Source organism: Peribacillus sp. TH14 (assembly GCF_016651145.1).
GTDB lineage: Bacteria > Bacillota > Bacilli > Bacillales > DSM-1321 > Peribacillus > Peribacillus butanolivorans.
Map to the genome: position 1 here is coordinate 349531 of NZ_JAEKEK010000002.1, position 21561 is coordinate 371091.

Consider the following 21561-nt stretch of genomic DNA (forward strand, 5'->3'; position numbering starts at 1 on the left):
TAAAAGCAATCGTCTTCTTATAAAATTGATCAAGAAAGGTTTATATCTATTTAAAAGAGTCATGGTCTTATTTTGTAGAGAATAAGGCCAAGACCCTTTTTTTGTTACAATAAGCAAAAGTTAAATAAGAAGCTCTTCGATTGCATAGAGTGCTGCTTGTGCACACTCAGTGTCTTGATCAGGTGTACCACCAGAGACTCCAATACCCCCTACCAATTGACCTTCAATATAAATAGGGCAGCCCCCTCCAAAAATCGTCATTCTGTCAGTATGAACAAGTCCATGCAATAATGATGGGGTGTCTTTAATTGATGGGTACCAATCAGCTGTAGGGAGTCCAAAACCAACGGCTGTATAAGCTTTGTTTTGGGCGATTTGACTAGGCATAAGATTTGATCCATCCATTTTAATAAATCCTGCTAAATTTCCGCCGTCATCGATAATAGCAATGCATGATTTTGTATCCAACTCTTTTGCTTTGCTCATAGCGTAATTTAACATTTTGCTAACTAATTCTTGTGGCAAAATAGCCTTTTTTTGTATAGACATCAATTATCAATCCTTTCGTTTTAGAAATAAATTAATAATATGAAAAATAGTTGATATATAGTAAATGAGATAATTGTTTACAAATTATAGATAGTTTTTTTATATAATTGAAAAAGTTTCCCTTTATTAACTTTCATTAGCGCCCGGGCCGGGAATTGCCAGCCCTTGGCGTTAATGTAGGGGGGGGGAGTATCATGCTCGCTGGTATTTGCCCTTAGCTTTTTCCAACCTTTCGAAGCATTCGTCACTAGTGATAACGTCTCCGTAATTCATTTGGATATTTCTTAAGAATTCCCAATGTTGCCCATATCCTAGTGGTGTATCATTCGTATGGGAACTAGGTACTGCTGTCGCGCAGTCCGCAAGCACAACTACCTTGTAATTTTGATTCCATGCGTCGATAGTTGTCGTTATAACGCAGTTAGAAGTTGATATACCAGCTATTACAAGAGTATCTGAGTTATTTTCTCTCATGAATTCACCTAACGGCGTACTTTGGAAGGCACTGAAACGACTTCTTCGTACAATAGGTTCCCCTTCCTTTGGTTGAAGAGTACCGGAAAAACTGTCAGTCTCAGGGTTCCCCCAACTTGCAGGTGACTCAGGAGTCCCGCAATTTAAAGCTGGCCACTTTAGAGCACAAATTCCTTTGTCATGCCCATCAGGACGAAGCCCCCACTGAGAAAATACAATCTGGCTACCTTCCTTTCGGAATCGCTCAAGGACTTTCTCAACCGGTTTAATTACATCTTTACCACTAGGGGCACCTCCCACGCTCGGAATAAATAGCGCACCTTCAGGTTCGTTACACATCGGTTGCATATCCAATACAAGTAGCGTTGTTTTCTTCGGATCGATCTCCGATGAAACCATGGCACTCCTGTCAATTACTTTATCAATATTTTCTAGCGTGAATTTCAACGACGACATACTAATTCCTCCTTCTAAATTTTAAAGTTATTTATTCGAGAGTTACTTAACGTCATTTACGTAGGTCATTTCTAATCCATCAAAATCGCGGGTTATGATGGTTTTCCTCTTTCAAGTCTCGGTTAGTAGGTACTAATCCTCTTGCATCGCTTCAACGTCGCCGTCTCCTGCGCTTGCTTAGACGCTACTTTTCACGGACGCCGGTTCCAGGTACTCGACTATCTGCCGGGCGAAGGCTGGTAAGTCTTCAGGTGTTCGGGACGTAATCACGTTCCCATCGCACACGACCTCAGCATCTACCCATTCTCCTCCAGCATTTTCTACGTCGTCGCGAATCGGTAAATAGCCCGTCACCTTTCGCCCGCGTACTGCACCCGCAGAAGCAAGCATCCAACCACCGTGGCAAATTGCTGCTGTCAATTTTCCTGACTCGTATGCCTCTCTGACCAGATTAACCATTGGTTTACAGAGTCGCATATGATCTGGCGCGAATCCACCAGGAACTATAACAGCATCAAAGTCATCGACCGTGACTTCATCAGCGGATTTGTCAGCGATCATTGGATAGCCAAGCTTACTGTGATAAGTTGATTTCGTTCCAGATCCAACGATTACAACCGTCGCCCCCTCCTCTTGCAATCGGTATGTTGGATACCATGCTTCCATTTCCTGATAATCATCTTCGATAAGTAATGCAACACGCTTACCTTTTAATTTCATTTTCTTTTGCTCCCTTCTTTACGTTCTGTTAGTGCTACGATTAATCAAGTGTGCTCACATCAAGCTTGCTGGTATTTGCTCTTAGCTTTTTCCAACCTTTCGAAGCATTCGTCACTAGTGATAACGTCTCCGTAATTCATCTGAATATTTCTTAAGAACTCCCAATGTTGCCCATATCCTAGTGGTGTATTATTCGTATGGGAACTAGGTACCGCTGTCGCGCAATCCGCAAGCACTACTACCTTATAATTTTGATTCCATGCGTCGATAGTTGTCGTAATAACGCAGTTAGAAGTTGATATACCAGCTATAACAAGAGTATCTGAGTTATTTTCTCTCATGAATTCACCTAACGGTGTACTTTGAAACGCACTGAAACGACTTCTTCTTACAACAGGTTCCCCTTCCTTTGGTTGAAGTGTACCGGAAAAACTGTCAGTCTCAGGGTTCCCCCAACTTGCAGGTGACTCAGGGGTTCCGCAATTTAAAGCTGGCCACTTTAGAGCACAAATTCCTTTGTCATGCCCATCAGGACGAAGCCCCCACTGAGAGAATACTATCTGGCTACCTTCCTTTCGGAATCGCTCAAGGACTTTCTTAACCGGTTTAATTACATCTTTACCACTAGGGGCACCTCCCACGCTCGGAATAAATAGCGCACCTTCAGGTTCGTTACACATCGGTTGCATATCCAATACAAGTAGCGTTGTTTTCTTGGGATCGATCTCCGGTGAAACCATGGCACTCCTATCAATTACTTTATCAATATTTTCTAGCGTGAATTTCAAAGTCGACATACTAATTCCTCCTTCTGAATTTTAGAGTTATTTATTCGAGCGTTTCTTAACGTGTGTGTTGTGTCATGTATGTAAATCTTTTATACTAGTGTTCACATGACGCCCACCTCCTTAAAAAGATTAACAATTTCACACTCTACCGCTTCCAAATGGTCTAAGCAGCCAGCGGGCTTAAACTTTTTCTCTCCGCCTAGGGATACCTGCCGTGGTTCGCCTTATAGACCGGATTGAAGATGCCATCTCGTCACCAATTTTGTGTTCGTATTTATTATGGTTCCCCCTTAGAGAATGAGGAAAATTAGAAATGAATAAAATGCCCTTTATACCCTCCTTGAATCCGCTTTCAAAAACCTGTTCGATTTTACGTCCTTTCATTCATTATGCAAATTATTTGTTAGCCACATAAATGATTGTGTAATTATTTTCTATAGTTTGGCCAAGCCAGCCGCTGCCCTCATTAACAATAAACATACTATTCTGAAATCTACCTATTTTACAAATCCTACTATCCTATGGTCAATGATGGATGTTTTTCGAATACCTTATAATCATGTGCCGGTAAAAGTATTGCATTTTGTTTCCGCAACCATTCATAACCGGCTAATACCTCACGATAGTCAGTACAATATCCAAGTGGAATATTGTTTTCAATATGATCGTATAGATAAAATGCATCCCCCACAATAATCACAGGACCTTCATTTGTTATAACTTTGACTACCATTCCACCTGGCGAATGACCTCCAACCCAATGCATTGATATACCAGGACACACTTCATACTCATCATCAATCAACGTTAAACGTCCAAACGCTTCCCCTGCTAAATATGCTAACGGTTCTCTTGGAAAACTCTTAATAGGGTTGATTGGCAGATTTTTTGGGTCTAAAACATGAAACCATTCTTTGTTATTTACAATAAAATTAGCATTTGGAAACTGTTCTACATTCCAGTAATGGTCAAAGTGTAGATGTGTTAATAAAACGGTGTCAATTTCCTCACAGGAAGTACCAACCTCCTTTAATAATTCATTTGTATCTTTACTTGAACTCAAATGATCAAATTGGTCTTTTTGTTCATCTGTATAAGTTTGATCAATCCCATCCATCCCTGTATCAACCATAATTTTCCGACCTTGTCCTTCGATTAAAAAACAAACCAAACAAATTTTCACTGGGTCGTGTACCCCATAGGCATGATCATATACAACCGTACCAGGGGCAAACCAGTCTGCATTTTTTAAGATGCTAATTTTATACATCTTTTTAAAACTCGATTCCATATTTTGATATCACATCTAAATTGACTTCAATTCCCAGTCCAGGATTCTGAGGAACTGGTACTCTTCCATTTTGTAAGGTAATCGGTGTTTTTAAAAGCTCATCCCTAAGAGGATTAGGGTTTCTATCGAACTCAACGATTGGTTCATTTTGTAACGGAACAGGGTTTGCCGTATGCGGACTCGGTGGGATCGATGCTAATACATGAAGTGCCGCAGCTAGGGCGATTCCTGACCCCCATACATGTGGAATAACAGTTACACCGAAACTTGAGGCCAGTGCCTGTATTTTCATCCATTCAGAAAACCCTCCGGAAACGCAAATGTCCGGTTGGGCTATATCTACACAACCTTCTAAAAATAAATCTCTAAAACCATATCTAGTAAACTCACACTCTCCTCCCGCAATAGGTATGTTTGTTGAAGATCTAACTTCGCGGTAACCCATTCGGTCTTCTGGAACAACTGGTTCTTCCAAAAACATTACATTGAATTTTTCAAGTTCCTTCGCCATTCTCACTGCCGTAAAAACATTATAAGAATGGTTACAATCCACCAGTAGGGAAGTATCAGGCCCAATGGCCTCTCTAATGATTTTAACCCTCTCTAAATCCTCTTCTATTGACAATAGGCCTACTTTCATTTTTAATATCTGAAACCCCGCATCGACGTAAGATCGAGCTTCTTCAGCCAATTTTGGCAATGAATCTTTGTAATTGAGAACATCCTTGCCTCTGTAGTAACAACCTGTTGCATAGGCAAATACGCTTTCTCGAAATGAGCCTCCAATTAAGTTATGTACCGGTTTACTTAAGATCTGACCATAGATATCCCATAAAGCGATATCTATTGCGCTTAACGCTTCAATATACGTCCCTTTTTGTCCAAAATCTCGTGTATCTGCATAATTCTGTTCCCAAATTTTAATCGGATTTTGTATCTCTTTATTAATTAATTTTGGTGCTAAGACGTATTTGATAGCAGCTGCGACTGGTTCAGGAGGACCATATTGCCCTCCTTCCCCCCACCCAATTAACCCCTCATCCGTTTCAATTTTAACTATTAAACTATTTCTCTCAGGGAAAGCACATTGGGAAGAGTAAAAACGTTCATTACCTAGTGGCGTTCGTAGAATATACGTTTGAATATCTTTTACTTTCATAAACAATACCTCCTAAATAGTTGAATTTGATTCATTCAGCGACCTTTAAATGAAGACGGATAAGATAAGGATACGTATTAGATCAATGCCACTTCTTTGATGAAAGATTCCTTTAGGCCTCGGACCTACTATTCTCATTTCATTTATATTGTTCTAATGTTATTTTTCACTGCAAATATTATGGATTCTTTTGTTCCCCTAACATGTTTTCTCATTTTTTGCTCCGCAAGTTCACCATTCCTTGCTTGAACAGCTTCAAATATTTCCCAATGTTCTTTATTGGATAATTCTAATCTTCCAGGAATATGATAAGAAAAATAATGAAATCTCTGAATTTGGTTCTCGAAATCGGAAACTATAGCAAAAATCTTATTGTTGCCTGTAACGTCAAGGACAATCTCATGCAATTTGTTTCCCAACTCAAAAGACTGCTCCTTGTCTCCGTTATCAAGTTCTTGATCAGCCTTTTCTAGTGACTCTTGTAATAAGGTTATCTTTTGTTCACTTATCACACTTGCCGCAATCCTAGCACTAATACCTTCAAGAGCTTCTCTTACTGTAAAAATTTCCTCAAGATCTTTGATCGTAATTTCTTTAACCACAGCCCCTCTTCTTGGGAAAAATTCGACTAATCCATCCTGGACTAGGTGTCTGATAGCTTCCCTGATGGGTGTCCTGCTCACCTGAAACTCCTTGGCCAGTTTTTCTTCGACTAAGGGAGTATTTGATGGCAAATCACCTTCCATAATCTTCTTCTTTAATGTTTCATATACCATACTAAACCTCGCATTGCCCTGAACATTGTTAACCATTGCTTCTTTCTTCACTTTGAACACTCCATTTGAACGTAGTTAGGATAATTATCTAAAATATAATTACAATATTGTTTATAGTATACAATTAGGTTGAAAAATTATTATTTTGTACAATTACGACAATTTATTTATATAAATTTCATGATTGTATACCATAATATTCGTTTTTTACTTATTTTCAGGATAATTGTATACAATTTTCTTAACACTTTCAATTTAACATACCTTTTAGTGATATTCAACAATCTTTTCCAAAAAAACTTATTTTTTACAATAGGGGTGTATAAAGTTCCTCGGATCCATTAGATATCCTGTCAATAGAAGTTAAATACTATGACTAGCTTGGTAGAGTGAATCTATTTCTATTGGAGATGTGTGTTTACAAAGGGACAAGGAGACTGATGCAACCGAAGCCCAGCAATCCAGAGCAGGCGATGTCACTGATTAAAGAGGAGTACGTTAGTTGTAGACGGAAAAACAGAAACCAAACAAAGCGTAAAAAGCCAGGGACAGGCTGAAAAGAATTTGAAACAGCAAAAGTTTATTGTAAATCGGTTCTGATGCAATAAACAATTGATAGAGACCTATCACAGTCAAAGGTAACTCTCATTCTGTTAATTTTGAAGGAAAAAACGAATGATTTTCTTAAGATGAACAAAATATCAAAGACGACTAAGCATTTCTATAAGAAAGCTTTGCCGCCTTTTTGTTTGTAAAGTGTACTTTTATGAACAGAATTGAATGAATAAACAAAAGAATATTAATTATCCTTGGAATCATCTTAAAATGAACCAATATAAAACATCTAAATATTTACCTCTGACTATATTATCCGTTTTTCTTTATGATTATCCTGTTGCATCTGTCCTGCCCCTTATAACCCGAAAATATTAACTCTGATATATGCCTACCTTCTACTTCATTTTTAGCTATACCAGTCATTTCAGCATATTTATCATTTACCAGCAGTGTAAACCCCTTGCTATCCGATATGTAAATACCATCGTTAATCGTATTCAAAATCGTCTCCACTTCTTTTGAATATATGTACTTAAACGCATCTCCTTTTTCTTCCTTTAATTCTGCTGTTTCAAAGTAAATGACCTGTTCATTAAAAGTTAACTTCTTTCTTATTTTGACCAACTGTTCTACTCTGGCTATATTTTCAGCACTCTCATTACTGTAAAGAAGCACTCCTTTTTCGTCGTACAACATAACTGGCTCTATTATATTGTTGATGAATTCATCCAATTTCGTAATGTGAAAAATCTCGTTAATATCCATTCCGCTTTCCTCCTTCACTGATTCACGGCTATTGTATACTAATTTATACCAAAGTAAATCCTCATGTAATAAATTTAGTCAGAAAGGTTGCCCGTACGATGCATCACTTATTATCGGAGGATGATGTTACACACCTGAATAATGTAACGAGTGTTTAGTCTCTACCTCCTGTAATGTGACGTTATGTTAAATAGGCAGAATAAGAAATATGTTTTTCTTGTTCCGCAATAGGGCGCTTTAATTTAATAAAAAGGAGAGCACATATTATACATAACTAATATGTGCTCTCCTTTATTCTCTATATTTAAAAGAAATGCATATTCTTATGTTTCTAATGAATGTTTTTTAAACGAGAACCTACAAGATAATAACTGATTTTACATATCGTAATTAATAGATATAATAAAAATCATGAAACCTATTGTAATTTTCAAAGCCTTAAAATGCTAGATTGGCTAAGAGCCGGCAAAACATTCTCCCCTTCAGGAAGTGGGTAATTTTCGAGATATAGGGGTATGTGTAAGTCAGTTTCACCAAAAATTAAATATTACACAATCAACGGTCTCTCAATATCTTTCCATTTTACAGAAAGCTGGACTTATTGTAAGTTCCACCCGTATTGGAAAGTGGACATATTATAAAAGAAACGAAGAAAACATCCTTCAACTCGCCGAGTTTATTCGGCAAGACATATAAGAAAATTAGACTGAATTTCTCGCCATTGTGTCGAAAAATTCAGCTTAACCCCTCAGATATATCGAACAAATTTTGATATGTTAAAATGTTTAATGGAAGTACCATCGATGTAAAAAAGATAATGATGAATAAGTTTGATAGACACCAGGGATATTCATGTATGAATGGATATCAACGAAATTCAGTTTTGAGGAGGGGAACATTTATGATGGCTGACGAGCAATGGAGGCAGTTTGTTCTTGATGGGAACACCGACATCAACGTACGAAAAGAAGTTTTGGAATCGTGGAATAGGTGTAAACAGATGGGTGTTTCTCATGAGAGGGAAAATGTTTTTTCTCATATTCCACAAAGTGATCTTGTAGGAAGACGACAAAAAAACCTCGACCTGATTAATGCAGCGTTGCCAGTTATGAAGGATTTTTGTAAGGGCTTAAAAGGAGGAGGATACCTGCTTTTACTTGCAGATGCAGAAGGATACTTAGTGGAAATGATGGCTGATCACAAATCTCAAAAAATAGCCGACCAGTGTGGAATGTCTGTAGGTGCACGATGGATGGAAGAAAACGTTGGTTCAACAGGGCTATCAATTGCGCTTAGAACACGCACTGCCATGGCTACTTCAGGGAATGAGCATTACTGTTTAGCCCTTCGCGTTTGGGATTGTTCTGCGTGTCCTATTTTTGTTGATGGAGAATACATAGGGGCCTTTGACGTTTGCCGTATGGGTCCTAGTAATGATTTGAGAGAGTTATATACACTGGCATTTGCTGGTGCTCATGCTATTAGTGAAAGATACCGGTTTCATAAAGCAGAAATCAAAGAGCAAGTTTTATCACACGTATTAACTGAATACGTTCATAAGTTCAACTCCAACACAGGTATTATATCGTTTGATAAACAAGGTATAGAGTTATACAAAAACAAGCCTGCTCATGACTTTTTAAAGTTGTGTGAAGAAAACAACGGTCATTCGGAATCAAATAAAAAAATGATATTGAGTAGCGTTGAAAAAGGTTCAGTTTCAACCGAAATTGAAGTGAATGAGAAGAAGTTTTTCATCAATTCAGAAGAAATAGTGAAGCGAGGTAAACCATTAGCCAACGTCCTATTTATACATTCCCAAACTAAGGAAACCCTACCAAAAGGTAAAATCAATCAAGATTACTTTGCCTTTCACACTAAAAATACAGCTTTCCAGAAGACCATACAAACAGCTATAAAGGTTTCAAGAAGTGATGCAAGTATTCTTATACAGGGGGAAAGTGGAGTCGGGAAAGACTTTATGGCTCGCTTTATTCACAAGCAAAGCGAAAGAAGGGACCAACCTTACACTGCGATTAATTGTGCAGCCTTGCCTCGAGAACTAATTACTACAGAGTTGTTTGGTTATGAAGGCGGAGCCTTTACAGGTGCAAAACATAAAGGGAATCAAGGGAAAATTGAAGCGTCGGACAAAGGAACCATATTCTTAGACGAAATAGCAGATTTACCACTTGATTTACAGGCTACTCTTCTTAGAACTTTAGAAGAAAAACAAGTGGTAAGAGTAGGAGGTACTACGCCGATTCCAGTTGATGTACGTTTTTTAGCTGCGACAAATAAAAATATTAAAGAACTAATTGAAAAAGGAGAATTTCGTGAGGATCTCTATTATCGGTTAAACGTTTTTAATATAAAAATCCCTTCTTTAAGAGAACGAATTGAAGACGTGGAAAGCATCTTGAATACAATGTTAGGTGAAGCTTGTGAAAAAGCACAACGAAAAACAATCTCTTTCACTCCAGAAGTAATGAATATATTCGAACAACATACATGGCCAGGGAATTTAAGAGAGATGAGGAACGTAATTGAGCGAATTGTTTATCTACATGATGAAGATCACTTCGATTCATTTCATGCACATGAGTTTTTAGGATTGGATCAATCAATAGATAAAATAAGTGAACGTGAATATCTCTCTATCATTCTCAATAAAGCCAACGGTAATCGTGCCCAAGCTGCGAGGGAAATGGGTATCTCCCGCAGTGCTCTTTATCGGAAAATTCAAAAATATAACGTCGAATAAAGTATATATAACTGTTCGTCTGTCCGAACACAGACCGGTCAAATGTACATTTTTAAAATGGGAATCATCAAGTTCATAAAGTAAAAGCCTATTGCAGACTCCATTTTCACTTTATTTTAAACGTCTAATTAATTGGCACGGTTCTTGCAATATATCAAGTTGAGGACCATGTCCCAATAAAACAAGTAAAGGGAGGCTAATAAAATATGCAAGTAGGATCAAAAGAATGGATGGAAAATTTCCAGGAAGCCGTAAACACAGATCAAGAGTTAAATGTAATAGGTAAATATTGTGTTACAGACTTACTCTTGCAAATCGGTGCAAAGGAATACATAGTCCAAATTAAGCAAGGTAAACTGACTAACTTCTTTGAAAAGGGAGCGTTAGACGGATGGAGTTTTGCGATTAGAGGTAGTTTAGAAGCTTGGGAAAAATTCACTCAGCCAATACCACCTCCAATGTTCCATGAATTATTCGCAGCAGTCTTTCAAGGGAATTTACAGCTGGAAGGAAACCTCAAGGAACTGTATGCCAATTTGAGGTACATGATCCGTTTCCTGGATGTTACTCGAGAAGTAAAAAACAAGTTAGTTAAAGGAGTGTAATATGATGGGTAAATTTTCTTCTGTTAAAGGTCAATATGTTTATGTTGAAGTAGATGGCATTGAGCACAAGGTTTATTTTGAGGAAAATGGACAAGGTATCCCATTAGTTTGTCAGCATACAGCTGGGGCTGACAGCAGACAATGGCGAGACTTACTTGAAGATTCAAACATTACACAGAATTTTAGGGTGATAGCTTATGATTTACCAAGACACGGTAAATCAGATCCCCCTCATGGTGTGGAATGGTGGAAAGAAGAATACAAGCTTACAACAGATTTTTATCTTCAATTTGTTTTTAATTTCTGTGAGGCTTTGGAGTTAGAAAATCCTATTTTTATGGGAAGCTCTTTTGGCGGACATGCTGCGCTTCAGTTGGCACTTGAGTATCCTGAGTACTTCCGAGCCACCATACCTGTTGAGGGATCCGACCATACACCTGGATTTTATCAGGAATGGTGGAATCATCCCCATACTCACGGTGGAGAAGTTTGTGGATCAGGAGTCTGGGGACTCATGGCTCCACAAAGCCCAGAAAAAGATCGTCGTTTAACATCGTGGTACTATAGCCAAGGGGCTCCAGGTGTATTTAAAGGAGACCTATATTTTTATAGTGTAGATCATGATTTACGTGGAAAGCTCCATCAAATTGACACGAATAAATGTCCAGTATATATGCTGACAGGAGAATATGACTATCTTTCAACACCTGAAGACTCTAAACGTACGTCTGAACAAATACCAGGAGCCAAGTTTGTAGAAATGAAAGGTATTGGTCATTTCCCAATGAGTGAAAACCACGAAGTATTTGTTAAATACTTGGAAGATGTTCTTCAAGATATCTTAACCAAAGAAAATACTTTAGTATAAAAAATAAAAATAAAGAGGCCATCACAAAGTCTGTTTCAAACGAATCATGACATCATACAGGAGAGACGAAAAGTCTCTCCTCTCTTTTTTATCCTTAATCGATGTTTTCTCTAATTCACTTAACACAGGACATTCTTTAGGCTGTGCGTATCCATGAATTGAACCAAAAAACAACATCGGAATGGTAATAATCAATATATATAGCATTTTCATAAAACTCACCTCAGAAGTTATCTTTCCTAATTTTAAGAAAAATAGTCCAGTTTTTGAGGTGTAATAGCTCAATTTTATTCAACTAATCTGCCCCTTTAGTTCATTAAGCAAAAAGGCCACCAAATGGCAGCCCCGGTTCTCAACTAACGCACCCGATAGTTCAACAACATACTCTTTCGTAAAAGAAAAATGAATCGGGCGGCTTTTTGGGGTTCGATTTCCCAAAATGGTGCCCTAAAGCTTCTGTCCCACTAGCTTTATTCTGCCCTAACTACGCTTTCGAAATTACTTTTGTGGGATCCGTCACAAAAAGGTTTATTATCGGAAAGTCCACATCTGCATAGGGAAAAGGCTTCTTTTGTTTCAATATTATTCCCTTCACCATCGACTAGCTCTACATTCCCTGATACACGTAATGAACCATTATCATTAACTTTAATAGTAGCTATAATAAATCACCTCTTTTTTAAAACATTTTTGCCATGGGGGAATAACTTTAAACGATAAATAAGTTCTACTTCCTCAATATTATTTGATTGACATCCTGCAATTACCAAAAGAAGAAGTGTTATACCAATAAAAACACACCACATTTTATCGCCCTCCCCCTTATTTTTAGAGGATATTACTTTAAAAAGTTCCAAAAACTTTATTCTACTAACCTGATCCTTTAGTCGCATAAGAAAAAGCAATCCTTCTTAATGAAGAATCGTACCCGTTAGTTAAGGAATCGACTTTTTTTACTTCTTCTTAATGAACTAACGCACCCGTTAGTTCATTAAAAAAGTATCAAACTTTATTTCATATCTACACAAACACCATTTACTGTATCTTTTAGTATTATGGCTCGTGTAGCGTTTGTGAACTTACTAGTCAATTCAGTTAACTTCACTTCTTTTTCTGGAAAAAAGGGCAGTGGTAAAGATCAATTTTAGTAAATTATACAAAAATATTTAGATATTAATTTATTTTAGAAACTTTTCATATAAAAAGCTACCCACTAAGAGTGGGTAGCAAGTAATACAAGTTATTTGAAAACAATTTGTAGTTTTCCATATACTTTGCCAGAAGAGTATCCATCTTTCACATCAACATAAAATTTACCTATTTTCATACCTGTGAATAATGTCTTTCCACCTGCTAAGCTATGATAGCCTGTGCACTTTCCAGTACTAGCATTGCAGATACGAGACCATACGTTACTATAATTAGTCAATAACTTACTTCCAGAAGAAGTCTTTAAATAGATTGGGGAAACTAGTTCTACCTCTAAGTCACTACCATTGTTAGGATTTCCAATTTCACCATCCCATTTTCCATCTTCTGTTTGAAAAGAATACTGAGGAACACTTGCTTGAGCAGAAGAAGTACCTAATACCATTCCACCTACCAGAACTAACACAAAGGTACTTAAGATTGAAAATAAGTTTTTTATGTTATTTCCTCCTCCAATCTTTATCCCTTTTATAATATCAGAATAAACTGATTATTAAAACGATTAAAAATGACTATAGCTTATTAGATTCAAACATCTTTTGGTTGCGTCATCTTCATCGTTTTAACAGTTCTAATCACTACGTTTGTTGAACTCCCTCGGTATGATAGCTATAGCTCTCGAATACTCACTTAGTAGAATATGGAGTTTTCTATTACTCCTTTATTTAACTATGCCTCCACGAAGCCAAAATGATCTGAACTCATTGCTTTTAACCGTTAATATATTTTCAAGGGTTATGAAATCCTGCGAATGAATAAATAAGGGGAGTTTTTTCATTTGTATTAATTTCCATTATTTTCTTTTCAATAACAAGGTTCTGATAGTTTCCGCCATACCGTAAAAAGTAAAAAAGCCCAGCCCATTACAAGCTAAGCAGATTTCCGTTTTGATGTCTGTACCCCAATTTCAGCTTAGACTGATACTGATGGTGGTTCTGGTGGTTCTGGTGGGATTGGAAGCTGTGGAGGACGCTGATTGTAGCTTTTGTTATACCATCCCATATATACAACACTCCTTTTTCTACTATATATATGGGATGAAAAAATACATGCTTGTCCAAATTACCTAAGTTCAGTGCTTTTATCTTATCGAGTCTTCTATTGAAAAAAAACCTCTCAAAAATTCGTTCCAATAGAGTACCCCAATAGGAACGTTTTCGAAATCCATTTAAATCAAAGTTACAACCTTATCCTTATTTCAAATGAACATTTGTAAATTTAGAGTACACCCATAGTGGACGATTAAAAAGGCATGTTGTAGTGGTTTTTGTTTGTAAAATATAAGTTATATAATAAATGGAGTTAGATAAAGAGATTGAAAGAGAGAATTTAATTAATAAATGTGAAGAAGCCGTTTAAAGAAGGATATTCAGCAAAGACCCTAGCCTATTGTTGAAAAGATCAAAACTAGTTTCCACCTGATCTTAAAGCAAGATTTCTTGAATCTGAGATTGAACTATTTGAAAACGCTGAATTACTTCTCGGTTTACCGGAATATAAAGTGAGTTTACCAGGAGGTAGTTGTGCCTCACAAAATGATATCTTTGTTTTAGCAAAAGCGATAAAGAATTTGTAGATTACGAAAAGTTTGTTTCTCTCTTTGGGCTACGGGCCTTAAAAAGCCGTATAATAGCTCCCGTTACTATTAATGGAATTGACTTGTATTTTGGGTGGATACGTGGAGATTAGAAGTTTCTTTCATATTAATTTTTTGAATAGTTCATATCGGTTTGCATTCAATTATAGTCGTGATTATGGTACTTTTTTAAGTGCTGTGGAAAAATGGTAGATTAAATTCGAAATTAAAGAAACCCTGGGGAGGTTATCCAATCCCCCTAAAGGCTGGAATAAAGAAATTACGCTTACTAGCTGGAATCGAAAGAACTAAAATATAATTTGTGTGATTGCAATCCTGAGCAATAGGATTGGGAAGAGGCCCAACGTAACGGTTGAGGAGTCAAGAATATTTTTTTAATCAAACGATTGATTAAATTGAGGAAAAGCCTATTTTAAAGCGTTCTTTAGATAAGAAAAGAGGGTGACTGATGAAATCTCTTTTTTTTCTTCTAAATCTTTTAAAATACCGGACTTTGCTTACAATCGGAACCCAAACATTCCCCCAAGTACATACACAATGGGAACCTCTCGAAAGCCTTTTACTCTTCCTCTCTTACAAATATATATATCTGATTGAGAAACAACGCTAACCGTTTACATGAGGGGCCTATATGACCCTTTATCGAAAGGTGAACCAAAGCGATTAGAAAAACCTCGTTGAAATCCAGCGAGGTTTTTTATTTATCTATATACATTTTCTGTAATCTACTTTGCGGTATATCGTAGCTTAGCTCCCTCTACCTCTTTTTTAACGGGGATTTTCAGTATCAATCTTTTTCTCTTTTTTTGACTTAACCTATCGCCTCCTTTCGAAGTGAATTTTGAAAATTAGTAGTTTATTTACATATATTTGTAAATTACTAAATTCACTTTCCTTTTCATTTTTTCACTTTAGTTTTTATCTTAATAAATCTTCACGTAAAATAAACTGAGCCAGTTCCTCCATTTGATCTGAAATTGCCCGATCACTTTCTAGAGGAGGGCAAATTAGACGGACTTTCTCTAAATAGTCTCTAGTTGCCTGTGCCAATTGATTTTCAGCTTTTTCCAGATAGATAGCTTGAGAAGCACAAATCATTTCAATCGCTATAACTCTAGCAGAATTGTGAATGATTTCCCGAGCTTGACGGGAGCCAATTGTACCCATGCTGACATGATCTTCCTGGTTTGCCGATGTTGGAATGGAATCAACACTTGCGGGATGTGCCAATACCTTATTCTCGGAAACTAGTGAAGCCGCTGCATATTGAGCAACCATCAAGCCGCACTCTAAACCAGGATTGACAGCTAAGAAAGGTGACAACCCGCTTAGTTGCGGATTTACAAGCCTTTCTGTTCTTCGTTCAGAAATATTCGCCCACTCAGCTGCAGCTACTTTCAAAAAGTCCATTGAAAGCGCAATCGGCTGGCCATGGAAATGACCTCCTGAGATGATTTCTCCACTTTCTAAAACAATCGGATTGTCAGTGGCGGAGTTCATTTCTACTTTTAAACGTTCCTCAACATAATTAAATGCTTGCCAAGATGCTCCGTGTACTTGCGGGATACAGCGGATGGAATAGGCATCTTGAATGCGTACTTCCCCTTGGCGTGTAATCCTTCTACTGCCTTCCAGCCAATTTCTCATTCTTGAAGCCACGAATTCCAGCTCCGGATGGGGACGGACAGCTAGTAATTCGCTATCAAAGGCAGATATAACCCCATTAAGCGCTTCCATTGTTAACCAAGCTGCCATATCAGCTGCTAGGTCGACACGCTCCGCTTCATTAAGCGCAAGCACCCCGACACCAGACATTGCCTGAGTTCCGTTTATTAATGCAAGGCCTTCTTTCGCTTCTAAAGAAACCGGTTTCAATCCAGCCCTTTTTAGTGCTTCCTTACCCTGAAGAATTTCCCCCTTGTATTCTGCTTTACCTTTGCCAACTAGAACGATGGCAATATGAGAAAGCGGTGCGAGGTCTCCGCTAGCACCGACTGAACCTTTACAAGGTACAACCGGGTGAACTCCAGAAACAAGAATTTTTAGCTCACCTGGTAGTCGGGGCAGACGGCCGATCCTCTATTATTCGCAAGCTGGTAAAAAGTGAACTCAAAATAAGTATTCCGGCAACAGTAGGCATCTATTTCGGGTATTTCTCTGGATTTCGCCACGATAATGTCCCTAAATTTGAAGTATACAAGATAAAAGATAATACAGCCATTCTCTTTCCGACGAATGATGATTTATATGTTATTGTCGGCATTTTGCCATTAGAAAATAAGGAATTGATAGAACGGTTGAAATTAAATCCGGAAAGCTGTCTACGCAATCTCTTAACAAATAACTTTCCGAATACAACAATTGGGGTGCGATTGAAAAATGCAGAACTAGTAGAACCGGTCAAAGGCATTCTCGGATATGATAATTACTGGTATAAAGGAATGGGAAAAGGATGGGCGTTGGTTGGAGATGCAGTTTGTTTTAAAGATCCTGGCATGGCACAGGGTATCCATGATGCTATATGTGGAGCACGTATATTATCTAATATTCTATCAAAATATAAGGGACAATCCGATCAATCAAATCAAATGGCTGAAGAATATCAAAAGGCAATAGAAGATGAGTTTATGGTTCGGTTTCACATGGGATGCCAAATTTCAAAGAATGAACGAATATCTGAACAACAGGATGCTGTCAACAAGCTAATCAGTTCTCATCCAGAGGCTATAGAGAAGTTTTTAGGGATTTACAATTACGCAAACGAGCCCGCTGTTTTAGAAAAAGAACTCGCACGAATTATGCAGTCGATCTAGCAATGATTTTTAGAAATTAAGTGATTCAAGTTCAAAAATAATTCGCTATAAACATAGAGCAACAATATGCTGTTAATTTTAAGATTGGACAACTATCTCAACCAAATTATAAATCAGTTTAATCTCATTTTAGATAGCGTTTACTCTTTGGTAAAGTTGCCCGATTACACAATACAGCTTAAAGAATCAATGGAGTTCTACTTACAATTGAAGCGATTCGTTTTCTTGCTTCCCAAACTTCACGGATTTTCATATCTTTTCTTTCCTTTGTTAGTTTTGTATTAGTCATGTTGTCCTCCCCTCCTTGATCAATATTATTGGTATTCATAAGATAAATACTAATTCCTTCTATTTCCTTCTATAAGATATATCAATTGTAAAACTGACTATAAAGGTGAAACTTTTCAAACTGTTTGTTTTATAAAACTATTAATCTGTTGAGTTTACATAATAGAGGAATCCAGCCCAATACCTTAGCCATTTCCATCGATTATCCATGTATTCTCAAAAAAATATTTCTAAATTGGCCTTGCAATAGAAAGGATTTCCTGTTATATTACAGTCAATTAAATATTTTCTTACTTCATACTTTTTGAAGTGAGGATAGAGGAGCAAAGACCATTAGTACACATTTTGAGGAGAATGAGATCCTATGACTATTGTGGAAAGGGGAATTTGCCGAAGCGGAAAGAATCTCATGTTCTTGAAGCTGGTTCTGCTGTTGAATAAATACAGAACTGTCATATAGGAAACTATATGGAGGGCTATCTTACGCGCCGAAACGATTCTTTTTTATTAAATATTGTTTCTACTGCAGCAGCGAATCCTCGTTGTTGCTTTTTTGCGTTTGCTCCTGAATGGCCCTAACCACCTCTGAATTTTTTAAAAAAATTATACTAAAGGGTGTGAAATTATGAATTTTGGCCAAGTTTTAACTGCAATGGTTACCCCGTTTAATCATAATAATGAGGTTGATTTTAATGCTACGAGAACTTTAGTAAATTATTTAATTGCTAATGGTTCTGATGGATTAGTTATAGCTGGTACAACTGGAGAGTCGCCTACATTAACAGCAGAAGAAAAAGTAGATTTATTCAAATTTGTTGGGGAAGTTGTCGATGGAAGAGTTCCAGTTATAGCTGGAACTGGCTCAAATAACACGAAAGCTTCGATTAGCTTAACAAGACAAGCAGAGGCAGCAGGAGTCGATGGAATTATGCTCGTCACCCCATACTATAACAAGCCGTCTCAAGAAGGATTATTTCAGCACTTTAATGCAATTGCCCAATCAACATCATTACCGGTAATGCTTTATAATATTCCAGGACGAAGTGTTGTAAACATGTCAGTAGAGACGATTGTTAGTCTCTCAAAGATTAACAATATTGTCGCAGTAAAAGAAGCAAGTGGTGACTTAGATGCCATGGCACAAATCATAAGCAAATCCTCTAGTGATTTTACGTTGTACAGCGGCGATGATGGGTTAACATTACCTGTTTTAGCTATCGGTGGAACAGGCATTGTTTCGGTTTCTTCACACATCATTGGTAATGAAATGCAAGAAATGATCAATAGCTTTAAAAATGGTGATGTCCATGGTGCTGCTTCTACACATCGTAACCTTCTTCCAATTATGAAAGCATTATTTGCTGCATCAAACCCATCACCGGTAAAATCAGCATTAAATATGCGAGGATTAAATGTTGGAGGTGTCCGCTTACCATTGGTCCCTTTAAACAATGAAGAAAAAATAGCTCTACAAATAGCTCTACAACCTAGTAACGTAGAAGCTGTTTAGTTGAATAAATAAAATAATGATTCATTCAGCGAGACTGGCGCTAAAGGTCTTAATTCTGTCTTTGTTCTTTTTGCTTGCGTAGCTGCCATCCGTACGTTTATAGCATATCGAATGATTGAAATTAGTGAAAAGGTTCTAGAAGATATTGCACCATAGGAAGACAATCTTTAAGGGGTAAGGTTGAAAAAACCTTACCTTTAATTTTACGGGTCTTAAGTTCCATAATCACCTTTTCTTTCACTTCGTTTTTATCTTTTTACAGATGATAGATAGATAAATAAAAATAGTAAACGCATAAATTCTTTGATAAACCAAAATAAATGTTTACTAAGTTGGTGTATATTTCATTTAAATTTATTATTTATGTTGAAAGGAAGAATACAAATGATAAAAAAAATGGAACATATAGCTATTATTGTTACTAATATGGATCATACTATTCAATACTACTCAGATATGTTTGGATTTAAGGTTCGCCTTCGAGCATCTTCAAAAACAAGAGAAATGGCATTTTTGTACTTGGAAGAACAGCCTAGTATGGAAATTGAACTAATCAAAGACATTGAACCTATTGGTAAGTATAACAAAAGTGGAATCGTTAACCACCTTTCTTTTACAGTAGAAGATATTAATATAGCAATTAACCATTACCAGAATAAAGGAATTGAATTTTTATCCCCTCAACCACAACCAACACTTGAATGTGGACGTATGATTTTATTCAATGGACCTAATGGTGAATTGCTACAATTGGTAGAACGAGCAAAAGATTAAAGATTCTTAATATGAGATGAAATAAGTAAAAGTTTGATCATTTCTGTGACCCTTATAATATTAAAAGCCCTTTACATCTAAGGAGTAGACAAATTTCATAAACCGAAAATATATAGAAGGTTGGGGATATACTGATTATTGATGGTGATAAGATTACCATATCCAAAGAAGGCACTGAAAAGTAAGAAAAGAAATCGATGACTTGATGGATGAATTGTTTGAAGATTAACAGATTAGCCCTTCTCAGTTAAGAGAAGGCTTCTACGATTTGATAGACGCAGAAAGTTTATTTGTCTACATTATTTGTTCATCTGATTTTTGGATGATTTCTTTTAGTTCTCCTGTATCACCTTTAGCATTAATAATTTCAAAGATCTCATTTAAGCCATCTGAGGTTTTTTCATCTTCCGTTTTCACAATATCCCTCCTAATTGTGGTTATCTTTTAAGGTCTCCCAAATTAATAAAAATAGCCCCCTCCAAATAGGAGAGGGTGTAAAGGGGCTTATGGAGTTGGCTTGGCCTGGGGAATACACCCCGATATACATCTAGATAGGGCATGAAGGTTTTCCTACCTTAATAAATTATCATCAAAAGTATTTTCAATGGCTAATTCCAATTCTTCTTTTCCTTCTCCTACATAACGTTTGGTCATGTTCAAATCTTTATGCCCCATCAATTTTGAAACGGTTTGAAGGTCTATCCCCGAATCGATTAATTTTTGGCAAAACGTATTCCGCAGCTTATGGGGAGTCGCATTATATTTAGTCAGCATATATTGCACGGACCTTGGCGTGATGCGCTGATTCACACTGGATATGAAGATCGCTTCCGTTTCCATATTTAAAAATTCCTTGTATGCCCTGATCTTTTCACTAGCAGCCATGGAGAGTGGAATCTTCCTGTCTATATCCCCTTTTGAATCCCGGATGAGGATATATTGCCTGTCTCCCTCTTTTTGAATGTCGCTATGGTTCAAATCACAAAGTTCGGACACTCGGATACCCGTATGGATCAGTGTATAGACAATGGCAATATTCCTGAAATGCCCAGAGGCCTCGATTTCTTTTAGGAGATCAGCTTGCTCAAGCATGTTCAGGGCTTCTGGCGGATCTTCTTTCTTTTCCTTTGCTTTACGGTCGATGTTGAGGACGATCTCGGGTTTATCAAGGAACCTGGAAAACATCGTAATGGCTGAATAATGTTTTTCAATCGTTCCTCCACTCTTATTTGACTGTTCCATATCGTCTAAATAGGTTTGCACGTGGGATTTTTCAATCTCTTTCGCTTCTTCTTTAAACCATTGAAGAAACTGGGAGATGACTCCCACATAGGTTTTAATCGTACCATCGGATTTATTTTGACCCATTAACCATTCCGCAAAAGAATGAAGAATTTGTTTATTGTCCAGGATTTCTTCTTTACTGGTCATCGAGAAGCCCCCCTACCAAAATCATGCTATTAATAAGCCTATCCAATACACGAATAGTGGAATTTATACAAAAAAACCTTAGGAGAATCCTAAGGTTTAGAATGCGTAGATAGGATTTGAACCTGATTATACGGGTTTATGAATCCTAATTGATGTGATAAACATT

At 37.1% G+C, this 21561-nt stretch carries 21 protein-coding genes, 3 pseudogenes and 1 riboswitch; of the genes and pseudogenes, 9 read left to right on the plus strand and 15 right to left on the minus strand.

What is annotated here, in order from left to right; translation table 11 throughout:
- Nucleotides 1-120 precede the first annotated feature (120 nt).
- The 8 genes from JFU50_RS29635 to JFU50_RS29670 all read right to left on the minus strand — a co-directional run bounded on the left by JFU50_RS29635 (nucleotide 121) and on the right by JFU50_RS29670 (nucleotide 7536).
- The gene (locus JFU50_RS29635; RefSeq protein WP_201225573.1) at nucleotides 121-549 is read right to left on the minus strand and encodes a GlcG/HbpS family heme-binding protein; all 429 of its coding nucleotides are present in this window, start codon (nucleotides 547-549) and stop codon (nucleotides 121-123) included.
- Between the two features lie 192 nt (nucleotides 550-741).
- Entirely contained in the window at nucleotides 742-1479 is a 738-nt protein-coding gene (locus tag JFU50_RS29640) for a cysteine hydrolase family protein (protein ID WP_201225575.1), read from the minus strand.
- 177 nt (nucleotides 1480-1656) lie between these two features.
- On the minus strand, nucleotides 1657-2199 hold the full coding sequence (locus JFU50_RS29645) for a type 1 glutamine amidotransferase domain-containing protein (RefSeq protein ID WP_201225577.1): 543 nt from the start codon (nucleotides 2197-2199) through the stop codon (nucleotides 1657-1659).
- A 59-nt stretch (nucleotides 2200-2258) separates the two neighbouring features.
- Nucleotides 2259-2996: a cysteine hydrolase family protein gene (locus tag JFU50_RS29650; RefSeq protein WP_201225579.1), complete on the minus strand. Its 738-nt coding sequence runs from the start codon at nucleotides 2994-2996 to the stop codon at nucleotides 2259-2261.
- Between the two features lie 505 nt (nucleotides 2997-3501).
- Nucleotides 3502-4278, minus strand: coding sequence for an N-acyl homoserine lactonase family protein (locus JFU50_RS29655; protein WP_207198910.1), 777 nt, complete (start codon nucleotides 4276-4278; stop codon nucleotides 3502-3504).
- Nucleotides 4262-5437: a mandelate racemase/muconate lactonizing enzyme family protein gene (locus JFU50_RS29660; protein WP_201225584.1), complete on the minus strand. Its 1176-nt coding sequence runs from the start codon at nucleotides 5435-5437 to the stop codon at nucleotides 4262-4264. The genes JFU50_RS29655 and JFU50_RS29660 overlap by 17 nt, the downstream gene beginning before the upstream one ends.
- A gap of 143 nt (nucleotides 5438-5580) precedes the next feature.
- Nucleotides 5581-6264 carry a GntR family transcriptional regulator gene (locus JFU50_RS29665; protein WP_201225586.1) on the minus strand — a complete coding sequence of 228 codons (684 nt, stop codon included), beginning with the start codon at nucleotides 6262-6264 and terminating at the stop codon, nucleotides 5581-5583.
- 816 nt (nucleotides 6265-7080) lie between these two features.
- Nucleotides 7081-7536 carry a PAS domain-containing protein gene (locus JFU50_RS29670; protein WP_201225588.1) on the minus strand — a complete coding sequence of 152 codons (456 nt, stop codon included), beginning with the start codon at nucleotides 7534-7536 and terminating at the stop codon, nucleotides 7081-7083.
- 489 nt (nucleotides 7537-8025) lie between these two features.
- Here JFU50_RS29670 and JFU50_RS29675 point away from each other — a divergent pair, with 489 nt between their 5' ends.
- The 4 genes from JFU50_RS29675 (at nucleotide 8026) to JFU50_RS29690 (ending at nucleotide 11773) form a co-directional block, all read left to right on the plus strand.
- Nucleotides 8026-8232: a helix-turn-helix domain-containing protein gene (locus JFU50_RS29675; protein WP_201225590.1), complete on the plus strand. Its 207-nt coding sequence runs from the start codon at nucleotides 8026-8028 to the stop codon at nucleotides 8230-8232.
- A 205-nt stretch (nucleotides 8233-8437) separates the two neighbouring features.
- Nucleotides 8438-10300 carry a sigma-54-dependent Fis family transcriptional regulator gene (locus JFU50_RS29680; protein WP_201225592.1) on the plus strand — a complete coding sequence of 621 codons (1863 nt, stop codon included), beginning with the start codon at nucleotides 8438-8440 and terminating at the stop codon, nucleotides 10298-10300.
- A 206-nt stretch (nucleotides 10301-10506) separates the two neighbouring features.
- Nucleotides 10507-10905 (plus strand): hypothetical protein, encoded by a 399-nt coding sequence (locus JFU50_RS29685; protein WP_056519646.1) that lies wholly within the window; start codon nucleotides 10507-10509, stop codon nucleotides 10903-10905.
- Nucleotides 10906-10909: 4 nt separating this feature from the next.
- Nucleotides 10910-11773: an alpha/beta fold hydrolase gene (locus JFU50_RS29690; RefSeq protein WP_201225594.1), complete on the plus strand. Its 864-nt coding sequence runs from the start codon at nucleotides 10910-10912 to the stop codon at nucleotides 11771-11773.
- A gap of 21 nt (nucleotides 11774-11794) precedes the next feature.
- On the opposite strand, the gene JFU50_RS29695 is transcribed toward JFU50_RS29690, so the two are convergent.
- The 4 genes from JFU50_RS29695 to JFU50_RS29705 form a co-directional block, all read right to left on the minus strand.
- Nucleotides 11795-11986, minus strand: a complete 192-nt coding sequence (locus tag JFU50_RS29695) for a hypothetical protein (RefSeq protein WP_201225596.1) — start codon at nucleotides 11984-11986, stop codon at nucleotides 11795-11797.
- Between the two features lie 78 nt (nucleotides 11987-12064).
- Complete coding sequence (locus tag JFU50_RS30505; protein WP_157444368.1) at nucleotides 12065-12211, minus strand: hypothetical protein; 147 nt, start codon at nucleotides 12209-12211, stop codon at nucleotides 12065-12067.
- 32 nt (nucleotides 12212-12243) lie between these two features.
- Nucleotides 12244-12438, minus strand: a complete 195-nt coding sequence (locus tag JFU50_RS29700) for a CDGSH iron-sulfur domain-containing protein (protein ID WP_201225645.1) — start codon at nucleotides 12436-12438, stop codon at nucleotides 12244-12246.
- Nucleotides 12439-13013: 575 nt separating this feature from the next.
- On the minus strand, nucleotides 13014-13367 hold the full coding sequence (locus JFU50_RS29705) for a hypothetical protein (protein WP_207198911.1): 354 nt from the start codon (nucleotides 13365-13367) through the stop codon (nucleotides 13014-13016).
- Between the two features lie 1038 nt (nucleotides 13368-14405).
- Between JFU50_RS29705 and JFU50_RS32130 the strand changes: the two are divergent.
- A pseudogene (locus tag JFU50_RS32130) lies at nucleotides 14406-14558 on the plus strand (DUF6946 family protein); the annotation flags it as partial.
- A pseudogene (locus tag JFU50_RS32135) lies at nucleotides 14543-14671 on the plus strand (DUF6946 family protein); the annotation flags it as partial. The pseudogenes JFU50_RS32130 and JFU50_RS32135, both read left to right, overlap by 16 nt.
- Before the next feature lie 826 nt (nucleotides 14672-15497).
- Here the strand turns inward: JFU50_RS32135 and JFU50_RS29710 are convergent.
- Nucleotides 15498-16655, minus strand: a complete 1158-nt coding sequence (locus tag JFU50_RS29710) for an HAL/PAL/TAL family ammonia-lyase (RefSeq protein ID WP_446728201.1) — start codon at nucleotides 16653-16655, stop codon at nucleotides 15498-15500.
- Between JFU50_RS29710 and JFU50_RS29715 the strand changes: the two are divergent.
- The 3 genes and pseudogenes from JFU50_RS29715 to JFU50_RS29725 all read left to right on the plus strand — a co-directional run.
- Nucleotides 16598-17392, plus strand: a pseudogene (locus JFU50_RS29715) (NAD(P)/FAD-dependent oxidoreductase); the annotation flags it as partial. The gene JFU50_RS29710 and the pseudogene JFU50_RS29715 overlap by 58 nt on opposite strands.
- 596 nt (nucleotides 17393-17988) lie before the next feature.
- Nucleotides 17989-18167: riboswitch (Lysine riboswitch) on the plus strand.
- A gap of 138 nt (nucleotides 18168-18305) precedes the next feature.
- Nucleotides 18306-19190, plus strand: a complete 885-nt coding sequence (gene dapA, locus JFU50_RS29720; RefSeq protein ID WP_201184219.1) for a 4-hydroxy-tetrahydrodipicolinate synthase — start codon at nucleotides 18306-18308, stop codon at nucleotides 19188-19190.
- Nucleotides 19191-19574: 384 nt separating this feature from the next.
- Nucleotides 19575-19964 (plus strand): VOC family protein, encoded by a 390-nt coding sequence (locus JFU50_RS29725; RefSeq protein ID WP_201225598.1) that lies wholly within the window; start codon nucleotides 19575-19577, stop codon nucleotides 19962-19964.
- A gap of 294 nt (nucleotides 19965-20258) precedes the next feature.
- On the opposite strand, the gene JFU50_RS31680 is transcribed toward JFU50_RS29725, so the two are convergent.
- Both JFU50_RS31680 and JFU50_RS29730 read right to left on the minus strand, forming a co-directional pair.
- Entirely contained in the window at nucleotides 20259-20381 is a 123-nt protein-coding gene (locus tag JFU50_RS31680; RefSeq protein ID WP_255264167.1) for a hypothetical protein, read from the minus strand.
- A 153-nt stretch (nucleotides 20382-20534) separates the two neighbouring features.
- Nucleotides 20535-21395, minus strand: coding sequence for a tyrosine-type recombinase/integrase (locus tag JFU50_RS29730; RefSeq protein WP_201225600.1), 861 nt, complete (start codon nucleotides 21393-21395; stop codon nucleotides 20535-20537).
- Between the last annotated feature and the right edge of the window lie 166 nt (nucleotides 21396-21561).

Excerpts from the sequence above, each read along its gene's own strand:
- JFU50_RS29635 (WP_201225573.1), bottom strand. The coding sequence starts at position 549 with ATGTCTATACAAAAAAAGGCTATTTTGCCACAAGAATTAGTTAGCAAA.
- JFU50_RS29640 (WP_201225575.1), bottom strand. The coding sequence starts at position 1,479 with ATGTCGTCGTTGAAATTCACGCTAGAAAATATTGATAAAGTAATTGAC.
- JFU50_RS29645 (WP_201225577.1), bottom strand. The coding sequence starts at position 2,199 with ATGAAATTAAAAGGTAAGCGTGTTGCATTACTTATCGAAGATGATTAT.
- JFU50_RS29650 (WP_201225579.1), bottom strand. The coding sequence starts at position 2,996 with ATGTCGACTTTGAAATTCACGCTAGAAAATATTGATAAAGTAATTGAT.
- JFU50_RS29655 (WP_207198910.1), bottom strand. The coding sequence starts at position 4,278 with ATGGAATCGAGTTTTAAAAAGATGTATAAAATTAGCATCTTAAAAAAT.
- JFU50_RS29660 (WP_201225584.1), bottom strand. The coding sequence starts at position 5,437 with ATGAAAGTAAAAGATATTCAAACGTATATTCTACGAACGCCACTAGGT.
- JFU50_RS29670 (WP_201225588.1), bottom strand. The coding sequence starts at position 7,536 with ATGGATATTAACGAGATTTTTCACATTACGAAATTGGATGAATTCATC.
- JFU50_RS29680 (WP_201225592.1), top strand. The coding sequence starts at position 8,438 with ATGATGGCTGACGAGCAATGGAGGCAGTTTGTTCTTGATGGGAACACC.
- JFU50_RS29685 (WP_056519646.1), top strand. The coding sequence starts at position 10,507 with ATGCAAGTAGGATCAAAAGAATGGATGGAAAATTTCCAGGAAGCCGTA.
- JFU50_RS29690 (WP_201225594.1), top strand. The coding sequence starts at position 10,910 with ATGGGTAAATTTTCTTCTGTTAAAGGTCAATATGTTTATGTTGAAGTA.
- JFU50_RS29695 (WP_201225596.1), bottom strand. The coding sequence starts at position 11,986 with ATGAAAATGCTATATATATTGATTATTACCATTCCGATGTTGTTTTTT.
- JFU50_RS29705 (WP_207198911.1), bottom strand. The coding sequence starts at position 13,367 with ATGGTATTAGGTACTTCTTCTGCTCAAGCAAGTGTTCCTCAGTATTCT.
- dapA (WP_201184219.1), top strand. The coding sequence starts at position 18,306 with ATGAATTTTGGCCAAGTTTTAACTGCAATGGTTACCCCGTTTAATCAT.
- JFU50_RS29725 (WP_201225598.1), top strand. The coding sequence starts at position 19,575 with ATGATAAAAAAAATGGAACATATAGCTATTATTGTTACTAATATGGAT.
- JFU50_RS29730 (WP_201225600.1), bottom strand. The coding sequence starts at position 21,395 with ATGACCAGTAAAGAAGAAATCCTGGACAATAAACAAATTCTTCATTCT.